Genomic DNA, 18,080 nt, shown 5'->3' on the forward strand with positions numbered 1-18,080 from the left:
TCTTCTGCCCATCTATTGTAACCCTCGGGCTAAACTGAACAGCGATGTCAATGACCTTCAGCCAGTGGCTGTCCCACAGTTCCGATACCGACTTCGAGTCCTTCGTCCGGACTCGTCGCGATCTCCTCCAACCCGAGTCCCCGACGATTCCTTCGCTGGCCGCGGCCGCTTCCTCGCGCATCGGCGTCTCCCGGGGCATCGAAGCGCTGACTTCGGCACAGCTCGACGTCTTCATCGACTTGGCCAAGGCCGCACGCACCACGGCCGACATCAACGTGGGTGAGAATCGTCATATCGACGCTGCCCTCGCCGAGGTGGTCCTCCCCCGACTGCGCGACCTGGGCCTGGCCTGGCCCTCGTCCTCCCCCACCGAGGCGGCATCGCCGTCTGAGTCCACCTGGCGGATCCAGTCGGAGGCCATCACACTTCTGCCCACCTCGGCGGCCGAATCCGCCCGGGCACATCCGTGGCAGGCGGACACGTCCGGGATCGACTCGAGCACCGAGACGATCCCGACGGCACTCATCCACAACAGCGAACGAGCCGCCGTGGCGGAGGTCATCTCCTCCCTGCGCGGTCTCGTCGATGAGCTGGCGAGCTCGCCGATCTCGCGCCTGACCAGCGGCGGCATCTCCAAACGAGACGTCACCCGGATCGGGAAGACCATCGATCTGAGCCTCGAGCAGACGATCACACTGCTCCTGGCAGCGAAGTCACTGAACCTCATCGGCGTGCTCGATGACCCACTGGATCCGCAGTGGACGGCCAGCGACGACGCGGCCGATGTCCTCGAAGGCGACAGGGCAGAACTGTGGGCTGCACTCATGACCTCGTGGCTGCGCGAAACCCTCGACGTCACCCAGTTGGCGGCTGGGGCCAGCGCCAACGAACGCCTCACCGTCCTCGCCTCGCCGAAGAAGTCCCTGTTCAAGGGCTTCAGCCAGTCGCAGCCGACGATGCCGCTGCTGCGCTTCACCATCCTGGAGATCCTCGCCGACATCGGTCAGGGGTCCTCACGATCGGCCGAGTGGATCCACGCGCAAGTGCTGGACAGGCGTCCACTCATCCCAGCCCACGAATTCGCGATGACAGAGGCGATCCTGCACACCGCTGGTGCCTTCGGCCTGGCGACGACCCCGCTGCAGAATTCCGAGCATTTCGGGCCCAGCAGGTTCGGTGTTCTCCTCGCAGCGGGCCTTCGGTCTGCGATGAGTAACCAGGCCGCCCAGGATCCCTCGATCGCACCGGTGAACTTCAGCCTCGAGGGCCTCGACGTGCCCAGCGACGTCGTCGACGCGGTCCGCCTCGGGCTCGTCGATGAGGTCGAGACCGTGCTCATCCAGTCAGATCTCACGGCCGTGGCGACCGGGCCCATCGAACCCCGTGTCCACCACATTCTGCGTAAGTTCGCCGTCGTCGAAGCGCGCGGGCAGGGAACCGTGTACCGCATCGATGCCGACACGATCGAAGCGAGCATGCAGACCGGCATCAATGCCGAGGATGCCTTGGCCCAGCTCGCCGAGATCAGCGCCGAGGCCCTGCCCTCGACACTGAACTTCCTCGTCGAGAACACGGCGTCGAAACTGCGCCGCGTCCAGGTTGCCGGCGCCCGTGCCGTCCTCGTCGTCGACGATCCCGTCGACCTCGACGTCATCCTCTCCGACCAGGCCATGCTGCCGGCCGGTCTGGAACGTCTGGCACCGACAGTGGCGGTCGGGCAGCTGGGCCCAGAACGCACCATGCATCTGCTCGAGTCCGCCGAGCACCATGCCATGCTGCACTCGCCGTCCGGGCCGGTGCGCAAACGCAAGGTCATCACCCAGGCCGATCCCGAGGTGCACCTGCGCAAACGTGCACGGGTCGACGATGCCCACCTTGATGATTACATCCGCATCCTCCGCTCCCCCGGAGCTCGCGCGGCACCGGCCACGAGCACGGATGAGCCGCTGGGACACATGGATCGCCTCCGGGAGGCCGCCGCGGCCAGTCAGCAGGTCACGATCACGCTCGCCGACTCGCATGGGAAGGAACGCGTCATCGAAATGCTCCCGGCCACCGTCAACGGTGGACGTGTGCGCGGCAAGGTGAAGACCACCGGCGCCGAGGCGTCTCTGTCGATCGCACGCATCGTCAGCGTCGATGTGGTCGGCGACGAGTCCAGCGACCGGTCTGACGGGTCCGGTAGGTCTGACGGGTCCGGTAGGTCCGACGGGACCGGTAGGTCCGACGGGGTGGAGGAACAATCCTGAGGCCACAGACGTTAGGCCCTCGGAAGTCACCTCGGCGTGGAAAGAAGCAGGAACTTACATGAACGGTCCGTTGATCGTGCAGTCCGACCGGACTGTGCTGCTGGAATCGGGGCACACCCTGGCCGTCGAGGCGGCCGTGGCGATCGCGCCGTTCGCTCAGCTCTCGCGGACGCCGGAGTACATTCACACGTACACGATCACCCCCTTGGGGCTGTGGAACGCCCGCGCCAGCGGACATGATGCGGAGTCCGTCGTCGACGTCCTCCTCGAGTTCGCGAAATACCCGGTGCCCCATGAGCTGCTCGTCGACATCGTCGACATCATGGACCGGTTCGGAGTCCTCACCCTCATCGAGAATCCGATCCATGGACTGACCCTGACCTCAACGGACACCGAGCTGCTCGCCTCTCTCATCGAGCAGCCGGACCTGGTGGGCAAGTTCGGCAAATCCCTCGACGCCGAATCCGTCCTCGTCCATCCTTCGGAACGCGGTGAGCTCAAGCATGCGCTGCTGCAACTGGGCCATCCTGTCTCCGACCATGCCGGTTATGTCGACGGCGAGGCCCACGAGATCGCCTTGTCCGATGACGCCCATGGTGGTCAGTGGCATCTGCGTGACTATCAGAAGGAAGCGATCGACCATTCCCTCAGCGGTGAGTCCGGTGTCGTGGTTCTGCCCTGCGGTGCCGGCAAGACCATCGTCGGCGTGGCCACGATGTCGCGGGTGCAGACGACGACGCTGATCCTTGTGACGAACTCGGTGGCCGCCCGGCAGTGGAAGGACGAGATCCTCGCCCGCACCTCGCTGACCGAGGATGAGGTCGGTGAGTACTCGGGGTCGACGAAGGAGATCCGACCGATCACCATCGCCACCTATCAGGTGCTGACGACCCGCCGCAAAGGCTCCTACCTGCACCTGGAGCTCCTCGACGCCAAGGACTGGGGGCTGGTCATCTATGACGAGGTCCACCTCCTGCCCGCACCGATCTTCCGTCTCACCGCGAGCCTGCAGGCCCGGCGACGCCTCGGTCTCACCGCCACACTAGTGCGCGAGGACGGACGTGAGGATGAGGTGTTCTCCCTCATCGGCCCCAAGCAGTACGAGGTTCCGTGGAAGGAACTCGAACGCATGGGCTACATCGCCACCGCGTCCTGTCATGAGATTCGGGTCCGTCTCGACGGCGGGACACGCACGGCCTATGCACGTGCCGACGGTGAGGATCGGTACCGGCTCGCGGCCACCTCGGATGCGAAGCTGCCGATCGTGCGCGAGCTCGTCGCCGACCATCCCAATGCACAGATCCTCGTCATCGGGCAGTATCTCGATCAGCTCGAGGAGATCGGGGCCGGCCTCGACGCCCCCGTGCTAACCGGGCAGACTCCGGAATCGCAGCGCCAGGAACTCTTCCGCGAATTCCGTTCGGGACAGATCCCTGTGCTCGTGGTGTCGAAGGTCGCGAACTTCTCCGTCGACCTGCCGGCCGCCTCGGTGGCAATCCAGGTCTCCGGTGCCTTCGGCTCCCGGCAGGAGGAGGCTCAGCGACTGGGTCGGATCCTGCGACCGAAGGAAGATTCGGGCTCCGCGACCTTCTACACCGTCGTCGCCGCCGACACCGTCGACGAACACTTCGCCGCCCAGCGTCGCCGCTTTCTCACCGAACAGGGCTACAGCTACGACATCGAGGTCCGCTGAGGGGACCACGCCGCTAAACCACTCCGACGTCACTAAACCGCCCCGGCGCCGGGCGCAATTAGTGACGTCAGGGAGGTTTAGCGAAGGCTGCCACACCGCTCAGCCATCTTCCGGGCGCTGGGCAATCCCACTAAACGCTGCTCGGCGCCCGGACGGTGGCCGATAGGCAGACGAATCCCCCATTGGCGAAGACAGCATCAGCGAGCGGTGGAACGGATGGCGGAATGGCGACTAGTCTGTAATCTGCAGAGATCTGCTGATTCTGCTGGCCGGGATCATCGTGACTTGTCGCGCTGGAATGCTGAAGCCCGAAAGCGAAGTCGCCTAAAGCAACCCCGTGCCGGTCACCCTCATGCGCATACTTGAGCGTGCGTCATCGAGTGCGCCCACAAGTGCGCCTCCTCGCCTACGCCCACTCGTAATGGAGGTCAGCCTCAGACCGCAGCGAGCTCCTCGGCCCGGACGATGACCTCGCGGGAGGCCACTCGGCGGGCCAGGCGCGCCTCGCCCCATTTGATGAAGCCGACGCCGCCGACGATGAACACACCGCCGAAGAGTTGGATGGGCGCTGGCATCTCAAACAGGATCAGCCAAGCCACGATGACGGAGAATGGAACCTCGATGAGGTTGACGAAGGAGCCGACCGTGGCCCCGATGTAGCGCAGTCCCAGGATGCCCGTGATGTAGGCGCCCACTGTGAAGACGACGATCATCGCCATGGGCAGGATCCAGGAAACCGCGTATCCGCCGAAGTCGACGTCGGCGGTGACGATGCCGGCAGGCATGACTCCCGAGAACACGATGATGGACATGGCCAATGCGCCCACGCCCATGCCCAAGCCGGTCAGCGCGACCGGTGGGACATTGATGGAGTCCTTCGCCGAGACCAGGAAGTAACTGGCCAGGCAGACTGCCGCGGCAAGTGCCATGATGACGCCGAAGATGCTGATGTCGGAGTCGCGGAGGTTGAGGACAAGCACCAGCCCGAACATCGAGATCACCACCCCGATGAAGGTCACGGTGGCGGGACGGGTCCGGGTACGTGCCCAGATCCAGAACACGATGAGCATCGGTGCCGTCATCTCCAGCAACAGCGCAACGGCGACGGTGAGGTGCTCGACGGCGACGAAGTAGAAGCCCTGCACACCTGCCATCGACACCAGCCCGTAAGTGAGCACGGTCTTCCAGTGCCGGCGCACCTCATCCCAACGTCCGCGCAGAGCGATGAGGCTGGGGATGAGCAGCAGAATGGCCGAGCCCGCGAGGCGAATGAGGACGACGGAGCCAGGAGTCCACCCGATCGCATACATCGTCTTCGCGATCGGGCCTGAGACCGCGAAGAAGAACGCGGAGGCCAGAGTCAGCAGAAACCCCATGACGACGGTGCGATTCATTCTTGACCTCCTGAGATGCGCGCGGACTCGACGTAGGACTCTTTCCCTCGCCGAGGTGGTTGTGATGAGTGGATGTGAACTGCGGACGTACATGTGGTGCAGTGCAGTCACGATGCTGCTCGCGGCCGATATGTGCGATGCGGCGCGTGATGATGCGACAGCGTTGTCCGCCTTGACCAGTATTTCCCACCACCATGAAATGAGTCAAATACACTTTGACCCTTACATGGTGTGGCAGAATGTCATTCACAATGACTTTCGCCTACGACATTCGCTCGAATCTCACCATGCTCGTCGATCTCCTCAACACCTCCGGCACCATCGCCGAGGCGGGAGATGAGCTGACGACGACTGCCGGACTCCACGGATTCGCTGCCCGACATGACTTCTCCGGCCCCTTCCAGGCCACGAAGCCCGACGTCGAGGAGACTCGTGAGCTGCGTGAACGATTTGCCGTCGTGCTCGACTCGAGCATCGATGCCCAGACCGAGGCTGAGGTCGAAGCGGGCGAAGAAGGCGTCGTCAATCAGGTGAATATCACGCTCCGCGAGACCGGCGCGCTGCCACAGCTGGTCAAGCATGGAAGCTGGGATTGGCACCTGCACGCAGTGGGGCAGGCGGCGAGTCTTGCCGATCGCGTGGCGGCCGACGTCGCCCTTGTACTCATCGACCTCATCCGCAGCGGGGACCTAGACCGACTGGGACGCTGTGCGGCGGAAGACTGCGGAGCCTATCTGGCCGACTTCAGCCGCAACCGCTCGAAGCGCTTCTGCGACACCGGCAACTGCGCCAACCGCACGCACGTGGCCGCCTTCCGGGCCCGCCAGGCAGGCTCGTGAGGTCGACCCTGCCTTCTCTGTGAGCAGGCTGTGCACGAGCGCAAATATTGCTCAATTCGTCACACCATTCCTGAGAGCGCATGCGGCGCTTCGGGACTCACAGGACTTTCTCGAGAGTTTTTCAGTGACCTGGCTCACAATCGCATTCAGGTAACTGTCAAGTGACTCTCAGAATTGATCTTCAGACTGGATGCATGACTACAGCAAACGATACCGACATCGAAGCCACACTCCTCGTTGTCGACGATGAGCCCAATATCCGCGAACTCCTCTCGACCAGTCTGCGCTTCGCCGGCTTCGACGTCGTCTCGGCCGCCAATGGTGCTGAAGCTCTTCGTCTGGCCGAGCAGACCAACCCTGATCTCCTCGTCCTCGACGTGATGCTGCCGGACATGGACGGCTTCACAGTCACCCGTCGCCTGCGCCAGATCGGCATGAATGCTCCTGTCGTGTTCCTCACCGCCCGTGATGACACTTCGGACAAGATCACCGGCCTCACCGTCGGCGGCGACGACTATGTCACGAAGCCCTTCAGCCTCGAAGAGGTCGTCGCCCGCATCCGCGCCGTGCTGCGTCGGACCCGCAGCCTCGAAGACGAAGAGAACGCCGTCATCATGGCCGGCGATCTCGAACTCGATGACGACACTCATGAGGTGCGTCGCTCGGGAATCCTCATCGATCTCTCCCCTACCGAGTTCAAGCTGCTGCGCTACCTCATGCTCAACACCAATCGGGTGCTCTCGAAGTCTCAGATCCTCGACCATGTCTGGGAATACGACTTCGGCGGCGACACCGGAATCGTCGAGTCCTACATCTCCTACCTGCGACGCAAGATCGATGTTACGCCCGAGACAGACGCCGCCGGACACCCTGTGGAGATGGAGTGGACACCGATGATTCAGACCAAGCGCGGTGTGGGCTACATGCTGCGCACACCGGAATCCAAGTAGTCGGACAAGCTCAGGCGCTAGATTAATCACGTGGCAAAAGAATCCCGTCCCACCCGCCCCGGCTTCTGGGAAGAATGGTCGCTGACCACCAAGCTGCTGGCCATCATGATGTTGCTCATGCTGCTCGTTCTCTCCGGAACGAGTGCTTGGGTGCTCGAAAATCTCCGCGACAGCCTCGTCGAGCGCACCGATGAGAGACTCATCAATGCCTCGGAGACCCTTGCGAAGCAGGCCTATCAGGATGTGTTCCAGCCTGCCCAGCTGCAATCGACACAGTCGAGTAAGCATCAGACACCGGATTCGGGTAAGGACAGCCACGGGTCGGATTCTTCGACCGAGACTCCCACCACGATCGATTCGAGCTCGTGGGATGAGCTCAAGAGCCTGATGCCCGAGGGATTCTACGTTCAGTTCTATGACACGAGCGGCAAACCGATCAGCGACCCTGTGGCTCCGGAGTCGGGCAACCGCCCGATCCTGCCGAGGATCAACGAGTCCCAGGTCTACTCACGCGGCGGTGAACCATTCACCGTCACGGGGACCAACTCGAAGTGGCGAGCGCGAGCGATGAAGGTCCAGAACACCGATGTGCTCGTCTCGATCGCGGTGCCCTTCGATCGCGAAATCGACAACATCAACGAACGTGCCCGCAACACGATGATCGGCATCGGACTGTTGGCTCTGGCCTTGGTCGCAGGCGTCGGATACTGGGCGATCAACAACACGTTCCGGCCGCTGCGTGACATTGAGAAGACTGCTTCACGGATCGCAGCCGGTGACCTGAGTCAGAGGGTGCCGACGTTCCCTCGCAACACCGAGCTCGGCCGCCTCTCGGGTGCGCTGAACACGATGTTGGGCCGCATCGAGGATTCCTTCGACGGACAGACGCGATCGGAGAAGCGCATCCGCCAGTTCGTCTCCGACGCCTCGCACGAGCTGCGCACACCGTTGGTCACCATTCGCGGCTATGCCGAGCTCTATCGGCAGGGTGCGATCACGAAGTCAGATGACATCGGCAACGCCATGGAACGCATGGAGTCCGAAGCCAAGCGGATGGGCGTACTCGTCGACGACCTCGTCGTCCTCGCCCGTCTCGATGAACAGCGACCTGCCGAGATCGGGCCCATCGACCTCCATCGAATCGCCCGCGACGCCGCCGCCGACGCGGCTGCCCAGGCTCCCGACCGCGACATCAGCTTCATCGGACTCGATGGAGAGGACGCGCAGCCTGTGCCGATGATCCGCGGATCGGAGTCGAAGATCCGTCAGGTCATCATCAACCTCGCCGGCAACGCTGTCCGACACACGCCAGAGCACACGGCCATCGAATTCGCCGTCGGCGTTGTCGGAGGCAGCACCGAGGCTGCTGCGGACTCAGCAGAGTCTGCAAATGGCCAAGGTACCGGCACCAAGACCGGTTCGAACAAGGTGGTGGCGAACGCGAACAAGTCAGCGGCGAAGGACAAGTCCCGCGAGCGCGGATTCGTCACCGGCGGTGTACGCATCTTCCGCCGAGGCGACTCCACCGGCAATGATCAGAGCGACGCTCAGACACCGACCGGCATCGTGCCGGACATGACAGCAGCGGGGTCCATCACCGTCGACGAATCGCTGCGCGGTTTCCCCAACGGGCGAGTCAGGATCGAGGTGCGCGACCACGGCGACGGGATCGACCCCGAGGTCGTTCCTCGGATCTTCGAACGGTTCTACCGCCTCGACGTCTCCAGGACTCGCGACACCGGCGGGTCCGGCCTCGGACTCTCCATCGTCAAAGCGATCGTGGAGAACCACCACGGCTCGATCACAGTGCACCAGACACCGGGCGGCGGTGCAACGTTCCGCATCGATCTGCCCATCTCAGAAACTGAAGACAGCGCTCCGGACGCACGAAAGGACGAGCGATGAGCAGCAACGACCCTAACAATCAGGGCTACAACTCCAACAACCGGGGACGGCACGGGGATCAGGACCACCGCACGTTCCCCACAGATGCAGATGGCTCACGCGACTCCTCAGACGTCCCCCGCAACTCGACTGCAGGACCTCAAAGACCCACAGACGGGTCCCGCCGTTCGGCAGAGATCCCACGCACCTTCCCGAACGGGTCGAACAGCGCCAACGGTTCGAACGGCCCGGCCCGCGTCAGCCCACCCGTCGCGCCCTCGGCCCGACCGACCGGCCCGAACAGCCAGAACAGCCAGAACGGTCCGGACAGCCCGGACAACCCGGAGCAGGGCCAGGGCCAAGGCGGCAATGCTGGTCAAGGCCAGGCTCCATGGCAAGGACAGGACCCCAGGCAGGGCCAGAGGTTCGATCACAACCAGGATCAGAATCCCCCGCAGGGACAGCCGACTCGCGCTCAGCCCCCTGTTGATGGTTCGAGAGGCCAGACCGGCCAGCCCGGACAGCCAGGCCAGGGACCGAGCCAGAACTACGGCAGCAGCCAGCGCTTTGACCGCAGTCCAGACAATGGCACCAGCAGTCACAACGGCTACCCCTATGCCAGAGCCACCACACCCAACGGACCAGCGCAGGCCGGCCCCAACTCCCCCACTGATGCCAATGCCCCATACGGCACTCCGTATTCTCAGGGTGCCGGACAGCCTGCACTTGGTGCAGGAGTCGGAGTCGCTGCGGGAGCGGGTGCAGGCGCCGCTGCCGGCACAGGCTCAAATGCCCACGGTCATTACGGCAATCAGCCGAACCAGGGCGGGTACCCCGCTTCCGGTTCCGCGGGATTCCAGTCCGGGCCAGGGGGTCCGGGTGGGCCCGGCGCGCCAGGAGGCCCAGGAGGACCGGGAGGCCCCGGGCCGTACGGAAGCGAAGCACCACCTCGGCGAGAGAAGCGGGGACCGGGCTGGGGTGCGACCATCGCCATCGCGTTGATCGCCGCCCTGCTGGGCGGAGGTGCTGCCTTCGGCGGGAGCTACGCGGTCAGTGCCCTCGGAGGGGATGAACCGCGCAAGGTCGCCGGTCAGACGATTGAAACCCCGGACTGGACCGAGGTCGCGAAGCAGACGTCCCAGAGTGTCGTCTCGATTCAGGTCGGCACCGATGGCAAGGTCCAGGCTCTGGGTTCGGGCTCGCTCTACGACGACCAGGGGCACGTCATCACGAACAACCACGTGGTGGCCCCGGCAGACACGCCCTCCGGTGAGATCGCGGTGACGATGAAGAGCGGTGAGACGATGAAGGCCAAAATCGTCGGGCGCGATCCGTCGACCGATATCGCGGTCATCAAACTCGACCAGGTTCCCAAGGACGTCGATCCTCTGCCCGTCGGCGACTCGAAGAAGATGAAGGTCGGAGACCCGGTGATGGCATTGGGCAACCCCCTCGGCCTCGCGGACTCGGTCACCACCGGCATCGTCTCAGCCCTCGACCGTCCTGTGTCGACGGAGAACATCGGCGAGGACGCGACTTCGCAGGAGAAGGAGATGACGATCACGAACGCCATCCAGACGGATGCGGCGATCAACCCCGGCAACTCCGGCGGCCCGCTCGTGGACGGCGATGGCAACTTCATCGGCGTCAACTCCGCTGCCGCCTCATTGAGCCAGGCAGGTGAGGACGGCCAGTCGGGATCGATCGGCATCGGGTTCGCCATCCCCTCTTCACAGGCTGTGATGATCGCCGACCAGCTCATCGCCAACGGCAAGGCGCTGCACCCGTTCCTCGGGATCACGCTCACGGACGGACAGATCAACAGCGGCGGCACCACTCGCGGCAGCGCCAAGGTGCAGTCGGTGCAGTCCGGATCACCAGCAGCGAAGGCAGGCTTCAAAGACGGCGACGACATCGTGTCCGTGTCCGGGACAAAGGTCAACAACGCGATTGCGCTGCGTGCGCTCGTCCGCGCACAGCCGACGAACTCTCCCGTCGATTTCACGGTGATCCGCGGCGGACAGGAACAGACGTTGAAGACAACGCTGGTACTGAAGTAGCACCACCTGAGTGCAGATCGCTGTGGATGGCGATCTGACTCATGTGCGTTGAGGGTGTGGACAGCCAAGCGCTATCCACACCCTCTTTCTCTGGGCTTCTTCCAGCGCGAGCGAGCGGTGATGCTGATGAGAGTCCCGGTCCCTCGTACCGAGTTCCGGTGCCCACCGTCAGGAGAAGTCATGAGTTTCGAAGTCGACGCCGAACGCGTCTCATCTGCAGCCGCTTCCACAGCAGGAACCGCGCGCACACTTGTTGCGGAGTCCAATACGATGCTGAGGAATCTTCTCACCTTGCAGGAGTGTTGGAAGGGAAGCGCTGCACAGAACTTCCAGACAGTCATCAATGAGTGGGAGGGCGCACAGAAACAGCTGTTCGAATCGCTGACCTCGATCCACGGGGCGCTCAACACAGCGGCCGCTCAGTACTCTGAGGTCGAAGCCGCGAATTCCCGGCTCTTCGCCCCCTGAGCGCCAAGCCCCCGACAGCATGCCACGGCATGCTGTCGTCGCCGATTCTCGCCTCGATTATCTGTTCGAGTTCTGTGTCCACGTCTGGCAAATTGTCAGCCTTTGTTAGTAGGCTGATAGCGATAGTTCGCGGCGGTGCTGACAGGGTTTCTCCAGGTACGGAGACGATCGGTCTGTAGCGTCGGGTCAAGACCAATGCAGGAGTCGACTACGGATGAGCATCTTCCAAAGGATCGCGGCGATCTTTGGCGCCAAGGCCAACAAGGCACTGGACAAAGCCGAGAACCCCAATGAAACCCTCGATTATTCATATCAGAAGCAGCTTGAGCTGCTGCAGAAGGTACGCCGCGGTGTTGCCGATGTCGCCACCAGCCGCAAGCGCCTCGAACTGCAGATCACTCAGCTCGAACAGCAGCAGTCCAAGCTCAGCGGTCAGGCCCAGAAGGCCATGGAGATGGGCCGCGAGGACCTCGCTCGTGAGGCACTGACCCGGAAGTCCGGTCTTGACCAGCAGATCACCGATCTGCAGGGACAGCACGAGGGCCTCCAGGGCGAAGAGCAGAAGCTGACACTGGCATCACAGCGGCTGCAGGCCAAGGTCGACGCCTTCCGCACGCGGAAGGAAACGATCAAGGCCACATACAACGCGGCGGAGGCACAGTCGAAGATCGGCGAAGCCTTCTCAGGCATCTCCGAAGAGCTTGGTGACGTCGGGCTCGCCGTCCAGCGCGCCGAGGACAAGACGGCTTCGCTCCAGGCACGGGCTGGTGCCGTCGACGAACTGATCGCTTCGGGCGCACTCGAAGATGTCACCGGGTCTTCGAAGGATGACATCAGTTCACAGCTCGATGCGCTCTCCAGCGAAAACGATGTCGAGATGGAACTCAACCGGATGCGTGATTCGCTGCCAGCCTCGTCGAACAAGCAGCAGCAGTCGCTTGAAGGCGAGGAGCAGCAATGATTATCCGCATCATGGGCGAGGGCCAGTACGATGTCGCCGACGTCGACCAGAACCTGATGCAGAAATACGACAACCAGGTCGAAGACGCCGTCAACGTCGGCAATGAAGAAGCCGCCAGGAACGCTCTGCACGCCCTCCACGACTATGTCGTCACAAACGGCAAGGCTGTCTCCAACGACTACCTGGGTTCGAGTGAGGCCGTTATACCGTTCGTCGATGCGACCCTGCAGGAGATCACGGAGCTCCTCACCGGTGAAGGCTTCATCCCGGATCCAGCGTGATCCGCACAGCCTGATCCGCACTGCTTGACCAACACATCTTGATATCGAAGGCTCCGGCCCATTGCCTTCACCCAAGGCTGTGGGCCGGAACTGCCAGACCCAGAGAGGAACCACGATGAAGAATCGCTTCGTCAAGGACAACGGGCTCACCATGCGCATGGGGTGGACGATCTTCCTCAACGGACTCATCTATGTGGTCCTCATTCTGGCCATCTGGTGGATCTTCGGACAGAGTATCCCCGGGGTCATCTTCGCTGTGCTCATCAGCGCGGGCGCGTTCTTCTTCCAATGGTACTTCTCCGACAAGATCGCGATGAAGGCCATGGGAGCACGGGAGGTCTCCCCCGAAGAGGCCTCCGAACTGCACACGATGGTCGACCGGCTCTGCCAGCTCGCCGATTCGACCAAGCCTCGCGTCGCGGTCTCGAACTCGGCAATACCCAACGCCTTCGCCACTGGCCGTTCGCCGGAACGATCGGTCGTGTGTGTGACTCGCGGACTGCTTGAAAAACTCGACCGTGATGAGGTCGAGGTCGTGCTGGCGCACGAACTCTCCCACGTCGCCCACCGTGATGTCACTGTCATGACCGTCGCCGGGGTCACCGGAGTCCTGGCCGCACTGATGATGCGCGCCGGCTACTACATGAGCTTCGGACGGTCGAACAACAACAACGGCGGTGTTCCCATCCAGCTGGTGTTCCTCCTCGTCGGGGCCGTCGTCTACGGTCTCTCGTTCCTCCTCATCCGCAGCCTCTCGCGCTACCGCGAGCTTGCCGCAGACAGGGCAGCAGCCATCCTCACCGGCGCGCCCTCGACGCTGGCTTCGGCACTGACGAAGCTCAGCGGGGACATGAGCAAGATCCCGGAGAAGGACCTACGTTCTTCAGCCTCGGCCAACCACCTGGCTCTCATTCCCGCTGTCAGCGGCAAGGCAGCCCTCGGACAGCTCTTCTCCACTCACCCCTCGCTGGACAAGCGGCTGGCACAACTGGCGAGGATCTCCGGGCAGCTTTCACAGCAGCAGTGACGATCACTGAGCTGACCGCAATCGCACCGACCGACATCCACTAGGAGTTTCATGGGTTTCTTCGACGCGCTGTTGGGCCGTTCCAAACCGAAACGGGCCAACCTCGACGACCTCTTCGCACTTCCTCCAGCCGCGCTGACGCTCGAAGCTGCAACAGGCTTCAAGCCCACCGGTGTCGGAGCAGTGGCGTTCCGACAAGTCGAGGGCGCGGCGTTCCAGTCCGCTGAGTCCGAGAGCATTGCCCTCATCAGCTCCGACCCGGCCGCGAACGTGTCACAGCGCAACGATGGCTTCGGATACACCTGGCAGGTCGTCTCCGACACCGACGCCGAGGTGGTCAATCTCGTGACTAATCTGCACGCTGTGAATTCGGCCCTGGTCAGCCAGGGCTTCGATACCATGCTGCTGTGCTCGACCGTCTACTTTGCCAACCCGGATGGGCGCCGCCTGGCACTGGTCTACCAGTACAAACGCGGCACGTTCTATCCGTTCGCACAGTCGGGTGCCAAGCAGCGAGACAATCCTCTTGAGATTCAGGTGCGCGGTGTGCTGGCCAACGAACTGCCGTTCGAGGATGACACTTCACGGTGGTCGGCGCTGTGGGATGCACCGGGGCTCAATGACTCCCCCCAGTCGAACGAAGAACACTGAGCGTTGAGCGTTGAGCGCTGAGCGCTGAGCGCTGAGCGCTGAGCGCTGAGCGCTGAGCGCTGAGCGCTGAGCGCTGAGCGCTGAGCGCCCAAGAAACCTGATACGAAGAAGGGACGTCCCCGCGGGGACGTCCCTTCTGCAATGTCTGTCTGTATCAGTTCGTATCAGTTCAGCTGTGTTGCCTGCAGCGGTTCAGCGACCGATGCGACGCTGGTTCGTGAGTCCTATTCGGTCGCGACCTCGATGACCTCACCCAGAGCTTCGACAGTGTCTCCGGGCCGAATTGTGGCACCTCGGCGAGTTTCGACCTCACCATTGACCACGACTTCGCCGTCGGCGATCATGTCCTTGGCCATCGCGCCATGTTCGGCGACGCCATGGAGTTTGAGCAGCTGACCAAGTTTGATCGACTCGCCGCGGATCTCAATTGTCTCCATCAGAATATGTCTCCCAGATCGAATCCGTCGCCTCCGAAGAGACCTCCGCCATCGCCGCCATCTCCGCCGAAGAATCCGCCTCCGTCACCACCAGCATCGCCACCTCCGGCGTCACCGCCAGCCATGTCACCGCCGCCGTTGCCATCCCAGCCACCGCCGCCCATACCGCCGAACATCATCGACCCCATCAGCACACCGGGCAGAAGCCCTGAACCTGCGTAGGAGTTGAAGTATCCGCGGTTGTATTCGGCGTAGGCAGGACCTGCTTCCCAGTAGGCGCGGCGAGTGTGTCCGTCAGCGGTCACGACCTTGCGCACCGCAGGATCCGCACCCACCGCGACGCGCTCGGCGTCGGCAGCGCAGACAGGAACGGGTCGCAACTGACCACCGGCTGGCGCCCAGTCGATGTCTTCGGACGAGGGTCCGTGCTGCGGGTTGAAGAAGCATGGAGGACGGCGCACGGGCAGCGGCTTGCCGTCGACACGAGCGCGCACGCACTTGGCGGCATAGCGGCCGTCTTCGAGAGCCTCGGTGACACTGCGGATGTCGGAGGGTTCGTCGACATTGTCGAGCGTCTCCTTCGCAACGTCATAGGAGTCAAGTGCCTGTTTGTAATCCTGCGAACCACCGGTGTCGAGTTCGACTCCAGCGGTGAGGACATCCAGTTCGGCGACTTCTTCGCCAAAGGACGTCACGTCTTCTCCGGCGGTCTTCGTCACCTGCTGGAGCTCGGAGGCTGCGAGTTCCTTCTTACGTTGTTTTTCCTTGCGGTAACTGACGAAGAAAATGGTGCCGAGCACCACGAGTACTATCAGGAATACTGGTCCCACGATCTATGCCTCCCAGCAGAATGAGTCACCATTTAGTATGCCGGACGAATCTGACAAGCGACTGAACCGAACCCTTGTGTCGGCTCAGTTCTCAAGGTCCGACACCACTCTCCGATGAAGAGTTCAGCTCATTCGCGGCAGGATCCGGCAACCACTTCACGATGAGTCAGGACTGCTTTCAGCTCAGGTGGCTCAGCCCCTTGACGAGGGTTGCGGTTCCTCCGCCGAGAGCGAGGATGATCATGGCAATCCGAGCGGTCGAGGCTTCGACCTTCTTCGACAGCCAGTCTCCGCTGACAAGTCCGGCGATGAGGACCGCAGCGATCCCGATCCACACGGGTGCCGCCAGCTGCGGCCATGCACTCTCGTCGAATACGGCTTTGAAGATGACCGCCGAGGTTGTCCCGACGACGAGGAACGGCTGCAGGGTTGCGGCGAATGTCCGCTGATCCCACCTGGTCAGGACGGCATAGGCGCTGACGGCAGGACCGCCCGTTCCCGCAGCCGCCGACATCGTGCCGGAGAGGAGACCGGTGGTGAATTTAGTGCCGAAGTTCGCGGGCATCGTCTTGCCTGTCCGACCGATGACCATGGAGCTGATGAGGGAGGCGATAATGAGCGCGCCGATGAGTATCTGCAGTGGTGGCGCCGGGAGTGCCGCGGCCAGGAGAGCTCCGGGAATCGTGCCGATGACGGTCCCCAGCGTCAGCTTCCAGAAGGCTCCCCAATCGGCCTCTCGCCAGGTGCGGGCGAAGACGGTACCGCTGGCCACGATGCCGCAGATGTTGACGAGCACCACACCGGAGAACGGGTCGAGCAGAAGCACGAGGAATGGGCCGCTGACCAGGCCGAATCCCATTCCGGTCACCCGCTGCGAAACTGCGCCCACGAACACCGCGAACAAGATGAGCACGACGACGGGTTCCATTTGCTCAAGTCTAGTTCAGACCGCTCATCCGGGCGGGGTTACAGTAAGAGTCATGAACAGTTCCCCTCTGTGGTCACGATTCAGCGCGGATCCGCGTGCGCATGGGCAGGTGCGCGCCTCCGATGCCGATCGCGCTGTCGTGACCGATGTGCTGTCCGAGGCGTATGCCTTGGGCCAGATCGATGCAGAGGAGTTCGATGAGCGCAGCGAGGCTGCCAATCACATGAAGACCTTGGGAGAGGTCCCCGATCTCGTGCAGGATCTCATCATCGCCGAGGCTGGCGAGCTCGACCCGGGGGAACTCGACGATTCCGCTCGTGCCCAAGCTCTGGCCCGGTTGAACGCTGATCGTGTCCCGATCACTCCCGAACAGATCGATGCGGCCGCACAGAAATATTACAAGGACCGTGTGCGGGCCGCGCTCCTTGGAATGTTCGCGGGACCTGCAGGCGTGACGCTGGCGATCTGGGCCGCCACCTCATTCGCCCAGGGGAGGCTGATCTTCTTCTGGCCGATCTTCGTCATTCTTCCGATGCTCTTCGGCGCGATCTCGCAGATCTCCAACAAGCAGAGCCTCATCCGCAAACGCAAGCGCGAGCTGACCAAGCGGGCTCGAGCTCACTTGGGTGATGCTGAGGCCAAACGTGAACTTGAGGCGCATAAGACGGGCTTGGAGGACGAGGATGAGGACTTCGGAGACACATTCGGCAACGGATTGCAGCCTCCGCACCCATTGGCTCCCCCATTTTCACCGGGGCATGAGTCGACGCGCGATGAAATGCGCAGGCGTCGGGATGAACGCCGACGTCGACGCAGAAACCCCTGGGACTGACAGAACCGAATCGCTTCGGTCGTAACCATTCGCGAGGAACGAACCGTCAGAGCCGGAAGGTCCGAATCTGAGCGAATTCCTCTGCCTTGTTATTTCGGAACCAGAACGTATCCGAGAAGTAGCCGATGTCCTCCCCATCACTCGAATACTCCCACTGCCCCCAGGCAGCACCAGCCTTGCCGTGAGTGATGGCCGCCTCCAGATGACCGGCCACTGGGTTCGAGGCGTAGAGACCCAGCAGTGCTGCGACGACCTCGTCACGGCCGGTGCTGGTCTCGACTCCCCCGCTGCCGACGATCTGGAGTACGCAGTCCTCGGCGACCACCTCGGCGAGGGCCGACTCATCGCCTATGAACAGGTTCTCTTCGAACCGGGCCACGAACATGTTCTTGGGACTGTTCCCGCAGGACTCTGTGCCGGTGAATGTCATGGCACTCAGGCTACGGGAAGGACGCTGGACATAAAAGAGCCCGCGTTGACTCATAGAAAACCTCCGCGTAACCCACATCGTTGCCCCACATGAAAACCTCCGGGAACACCGAGTCGTTGACTCAAAAGAAAACCTCCGCCACCGGAGTGGCTCCAACCCACGGGCA

17 protein-coding genes are annotated in these 18,080 nt (G+C 62.7%); 12 read left to right on the top strand and 5 right to left on the bottom strand.

Annotation, left to right across the window (positions count from 1 at the left end):
- The first annotated feature begins 44 nt into the window (after positions 1–44).
- Positions 45–2,249 (top strand): helicase-associated domain-containing protein, encoded by a 2,205-nt coding sequence (locus tag BSP239C_RS21305; RefSeq protein WP_308298077.1) that lies wholly within the window; start codon positions 45–47, stop codon positions 2,247–2,249.
- 58 nt (positions 2,250–2,307) lie between these two features.
- The gene (locus tag BSP239C_RS17215) at positions 2,308–3,942 is read left to right on the top strand and encodes a DNA repair helicase XPB (protein WP_101574577.1); all 1,635 of its coding nucleotides are present in this window, start codon (positions 2,308–2,310) and stop codon (positions 3,940–3,942) included.
- Positions 3,943–4,376: 434 nt separating this feature from the next.
- Here the strand turns inward: BSP239C_RS17215 and BSP239C_RS17220 are convergent, their stop codons facing one another.
- Positions 4,377–5,336 (bottom strand): DMT family transporter, encoded by a 960-nt coding sequence (locus tag BSP239C_RS17220; RefSeq protein WP_257930264.1) that lies wholly within the window; start codon positions 5,334–5,336, stop codon positions 4,377–4,379.
- A 239-nt stretch (positions 5,337–5,575) separates the two neighbouring features.
- On the opposite strand from BSP239C_RS17220, the gene BSP239C_RS17225 reads away from it, so the two are divergent.
- The 9 genes from BSP239C_RS17225 (at position 5,576) to BSP239C_RS17265 (ending at position 14,457) form a co-directional block, all read left to right on the top strand.
- Positions 5,576–6,175, top strand: a complete 600-nt coding sequence (locus BSP239C_RS17225) for a CGNR zinc finger domain-containing protein (protein ID WP_257930265.1) — start codon at positions 5,576–5,578, stop codon at positions 6,173–6,175.
- Between the two features lie 194 nt (positions 6,176–6,369).
- The gene (locus BSP239C_RS17230; protein ID WP_009881891.1) at positions 6,370–7,125 is read left to right on the top strand and encodes a response regulator transcription factor; all 756 of its coding nucleotides are present in this window, start codon (positions 6,370–6,372) and stop codon (positions 7,123–7,125) included.
- A gap of 30 nt (positions 7,126–7,155) precedes the next feature.
- Positions 7,156–9,030 (top strand): cell wall metabolism sensor histidine kinase WalK, encoded by a 1,875-nt coding sequence (locus BSP239C_RS17235; protein ID WP_101574578.1) that lies wholly within the window; start codon positions 7,156–7,158, stop codon positions 9,028–9,030.
- Positions 9,027–11,069, top strand: coding sequence for a trypsin-like peptidase domain-containing protein (locus BSP239C_RS17240; protein ID WP_101574579.1), 2,043 nt, complete (start codon positions 9,027–9,029; stop codon positions 11,067–11,069). The genes BSP239C_RS17235 and BSP239C_RS17240 overlap by 4 nt, the downstream gene beginning before the upstream one ends.
- Before the next feature lie 180 nt (positions 11,070–11,249).
- Complete coding sequence (locus BSP239C_RS17245) at positions 11,250–11,537, top strand: WXG100 family type VII secretion target (protein WP_101574580.1); 288 nt, start codon at positions 11,250–11,252, stop codon at positions 11,535–11,537.
- Positions 11,538–11,751: 214 nt separating this feature from the next.
- Complete coding sequence (locus BSP239C_RS17250; RefSeq protein WP_101574581.1) at positions 11,752–12,498, top strand: PspA/IM30 family protein; 747 nt, start codon at positions 11,752–11,754, stop codon at positions 12,496–12,498.
- Entirely contained in the window at positions 12,495–12,779 is a 285-nt protein-coding gene (locus BSP239C_RS17255) for a PspA-associated protein PspAA (protein ID WP_101574582.1), read from the top strand. The genes BSP239C_RS17250 and BSP239C_RS17255 overlap by 4 nt, the downstream gene beginning before the upstream one ends.
- 115 nt (positions 12,780–12,894) lie before the next feature.
- A complete protein-coding gene (gene htpX, locus BSP239C_RS17260; protein ID WP_101574583.1) occupies positions 12,895–13,806 on the top strand; it encodes a zinc metalloprotease HtpX in 912 nt (303 codons plus the stop codon).
- 51 nt (positions 13,807–13,857) lie between these two features.
- The gene (locus BSP239C_RS17265; RefSeq protein WP_101574584.1) at positions 13,858–14,457 is read left to right on the top strand and encodes a PspA-associated protein PspAB; all 600 of its coding nucleotides are present in this window, start codon (positions 13,858–13,860) and stop codon (positions 14,455–14,457) included.
- 224 nt (positions 14,458–14,681) lie between these two features.
- Here the strand turns inward: BSP239C_RS17265 and BSP239C_RS17270 are convergent, their stop codons facing one another.
- From BSP239C_RS17270 to BSP239C_RS17280, 3 genes are all read right to left on the bottom strand, one after another.
- Complete coding sequence (locus BSP239C_RS17270; protein WP_101574585.1) at positions 14,682–14,894, bottom strand: RNA-binding S4 domain-containing protein; 213 nt, start codon at positions 14,892–14,894, stop codon at positions 14,682–14,684.
- Positions 14,894–15,694: a hypothetical protein gene (locus tag BSP239C_RS17275; RefSeq protein ID WP_257930266.1), complete on the bottom strand. Its 801-nt coding sequence runs from the start codon at positions 15,692–15,694 to the stop codon at positions 14,894–14,896. Before BSP239C_RS17275 ends, BSP239C_RS17270 begins: the two co-directional genes overlap by 1 nt.
- Before the next feature lie 208 nt (positions 15,695–15,902).
- Positions 15,903–16,652, bottom strand: coding sequence for a sulfite exporter TauE/SafE family protein (locus BSP239C_RS17280; protein ID WP_101574587.1), 750 nt, complete (start codon positions 16,650–16,652; stop codon positions 15,903–15,905).
- Between the two features lie 52 nt (positions 16,653–16,704).
- On the opposite strand from BSP239C_RS17280, the gene BSP239C_RS17285 reads away from it, so the two are divergent.
- A complete protein-coding gene (locus BSP239C_RS17285; RefSeq protein WP_101574588.1) occupies positions 16,705–17,484 on the top strand; it encodes a DUF1707 domain-containing protein in 780 nt (259 codons plus the stop codon).
- Positions 17,485–17,530: 46 nt separating this feature from the next.
- Here the strand turns inward: BSP239C_RS17285 and BSP239C_RS17290 are convergent, their stop codons facing one another.
- Positions 17,531–17,914, bottom strand: coding sequence for a hypothetical protein (locus BSP239C_RS17290; RefSeq protein ID WP_101574589.1), 384 nt, complete (start codon positions 17,912–17,914; stop codon positions 17,531–17,533).
- Between the last annotated feature and the right edge of the window lie 166 nt (positions 17,915–18,080).

The sequence above is a fragment of the Brevibacterium sp. 239c genome (assembly GCF_900169365.1).
Lineage (GTDB): Bacteria > Actinomycetota > Actinomycetes > Actinomycetales > Brevibacteriaceae > Brevibacterium.

What these genes read in the sequence shown, in the direction of transcription:
- BSP239C_RS17215 (WP_101574577.1), top strand. Translation starts at nt 2,308, where the DNA reads ATGAACGGTCCGTTGATCGTGCAGTCCGACCGGACTGTGCTGCTGGAA.
- BSP239C_RS17220 (WP_257930264.1), bottom strand. Translation starts at nt 5,336, where the DNA reads ATGAATCGCACCGTCGTCATGGGGTTTCTGCTGACTCTGGCCTCCGCG.
- htpX (WP_101574583.1), top strand. Translation starts at nt 12,895, where the DNA reads ATGAAGAATCGCTTCGTCAAGGACAACGGGCTCACCATGCGCATGGGG.
- BSP239C_RS17290 (WP_101574589.1), bottom strand. Translation starts at nt 17,914, where the DNA reads ATGACATTCACCGGCACAGAGTCCTGCGGGAACAGTCCCAAGAACATG.
- BSP239C_RS17265 (WP_101574584.1), top strand. Translation starts at nt 13,858, where the DNA reads ATGGGTTTCTTCGACGCGCTGTTGGGCCGTTCCAAACCGAAACGGGCC.
- BSP239C_RS17245 (WP_101574580.1), top strand. Translation starts at nt 11,250, where the DNA reads ATGAGTTTCGAAGTCGACGCCGAACGCGTCTCATCTGCAGCCGCTTCC.
- BSP239C_RS17230 (WP_009881891.1), top strand. Translation starts at nt 6,370, where the DNA reads ATGACTACAGCAAACGATACCGACATCGAAGCCACACTCCTCGTTGTC.
- BSP239C_RS17280 (WP_101574587.1), bottom strand. Translation starts at nt 16,652, where the DNA reads ATGGAACCCGTCGTCGTGCTCATCTTGTTCGCGGTGTTCGTGGGCGCA.
- BSP239C_RS17225 (WP_257930265.1), top strand. Translation starts at nt 5,576, where the DNA reads ATGTCATTCACAATGACTTTCGCCTACGACATTCGCTCGAATCTCACC.
- BSP239C_RS17285 (WP_101574588.1), top strand. Translation starts at nt 16,705, where the DNA reads ATGAACAGTTCCCCTCTGTGGTCACGATTCAGCGCGGATCCGCGTGCG.
- BSP239C_RS17240 (WP_101574579.1), top strand. Translation starts at nt 9,027, where the DNA reads ATGAGCAGCAACGACCCTAACAATCAGGGCTACAACTCCAACAACCGG.
- BSP239C_RS17255 (WP_101574582.1), top strand. Translation starts at nt 12,495, where the DNA reads ATGATTATCCGCATCATGGGCGAGGGCCAGTACGATGTCGCCGACGTC.
- BSP239C_RS21305 (WP_308298077.1), top strand. Translation starts at nt 45, where the DNA reads ATGTCAATGACCTTCAGCCAGTGGCTGTCCCACAGTTCCGATACCGAC.
- BSP239C_RS17250 (WP_101574581.1), top strand. Translation starts at nt 11,752, where the DNA reads ATGAGCATCTTCCAAAGGATCGCGGCGATCTTTGGCGCCAAGGCCAAC.
- BSP239C_RS17270 (WP_101574585.1), bottom strand. Translation starts at nt 14,894, where the DNA reads ATGGAGACAATTGAGATCCGCGGCGAGTCGATCAAACTTGGTCAGCTG.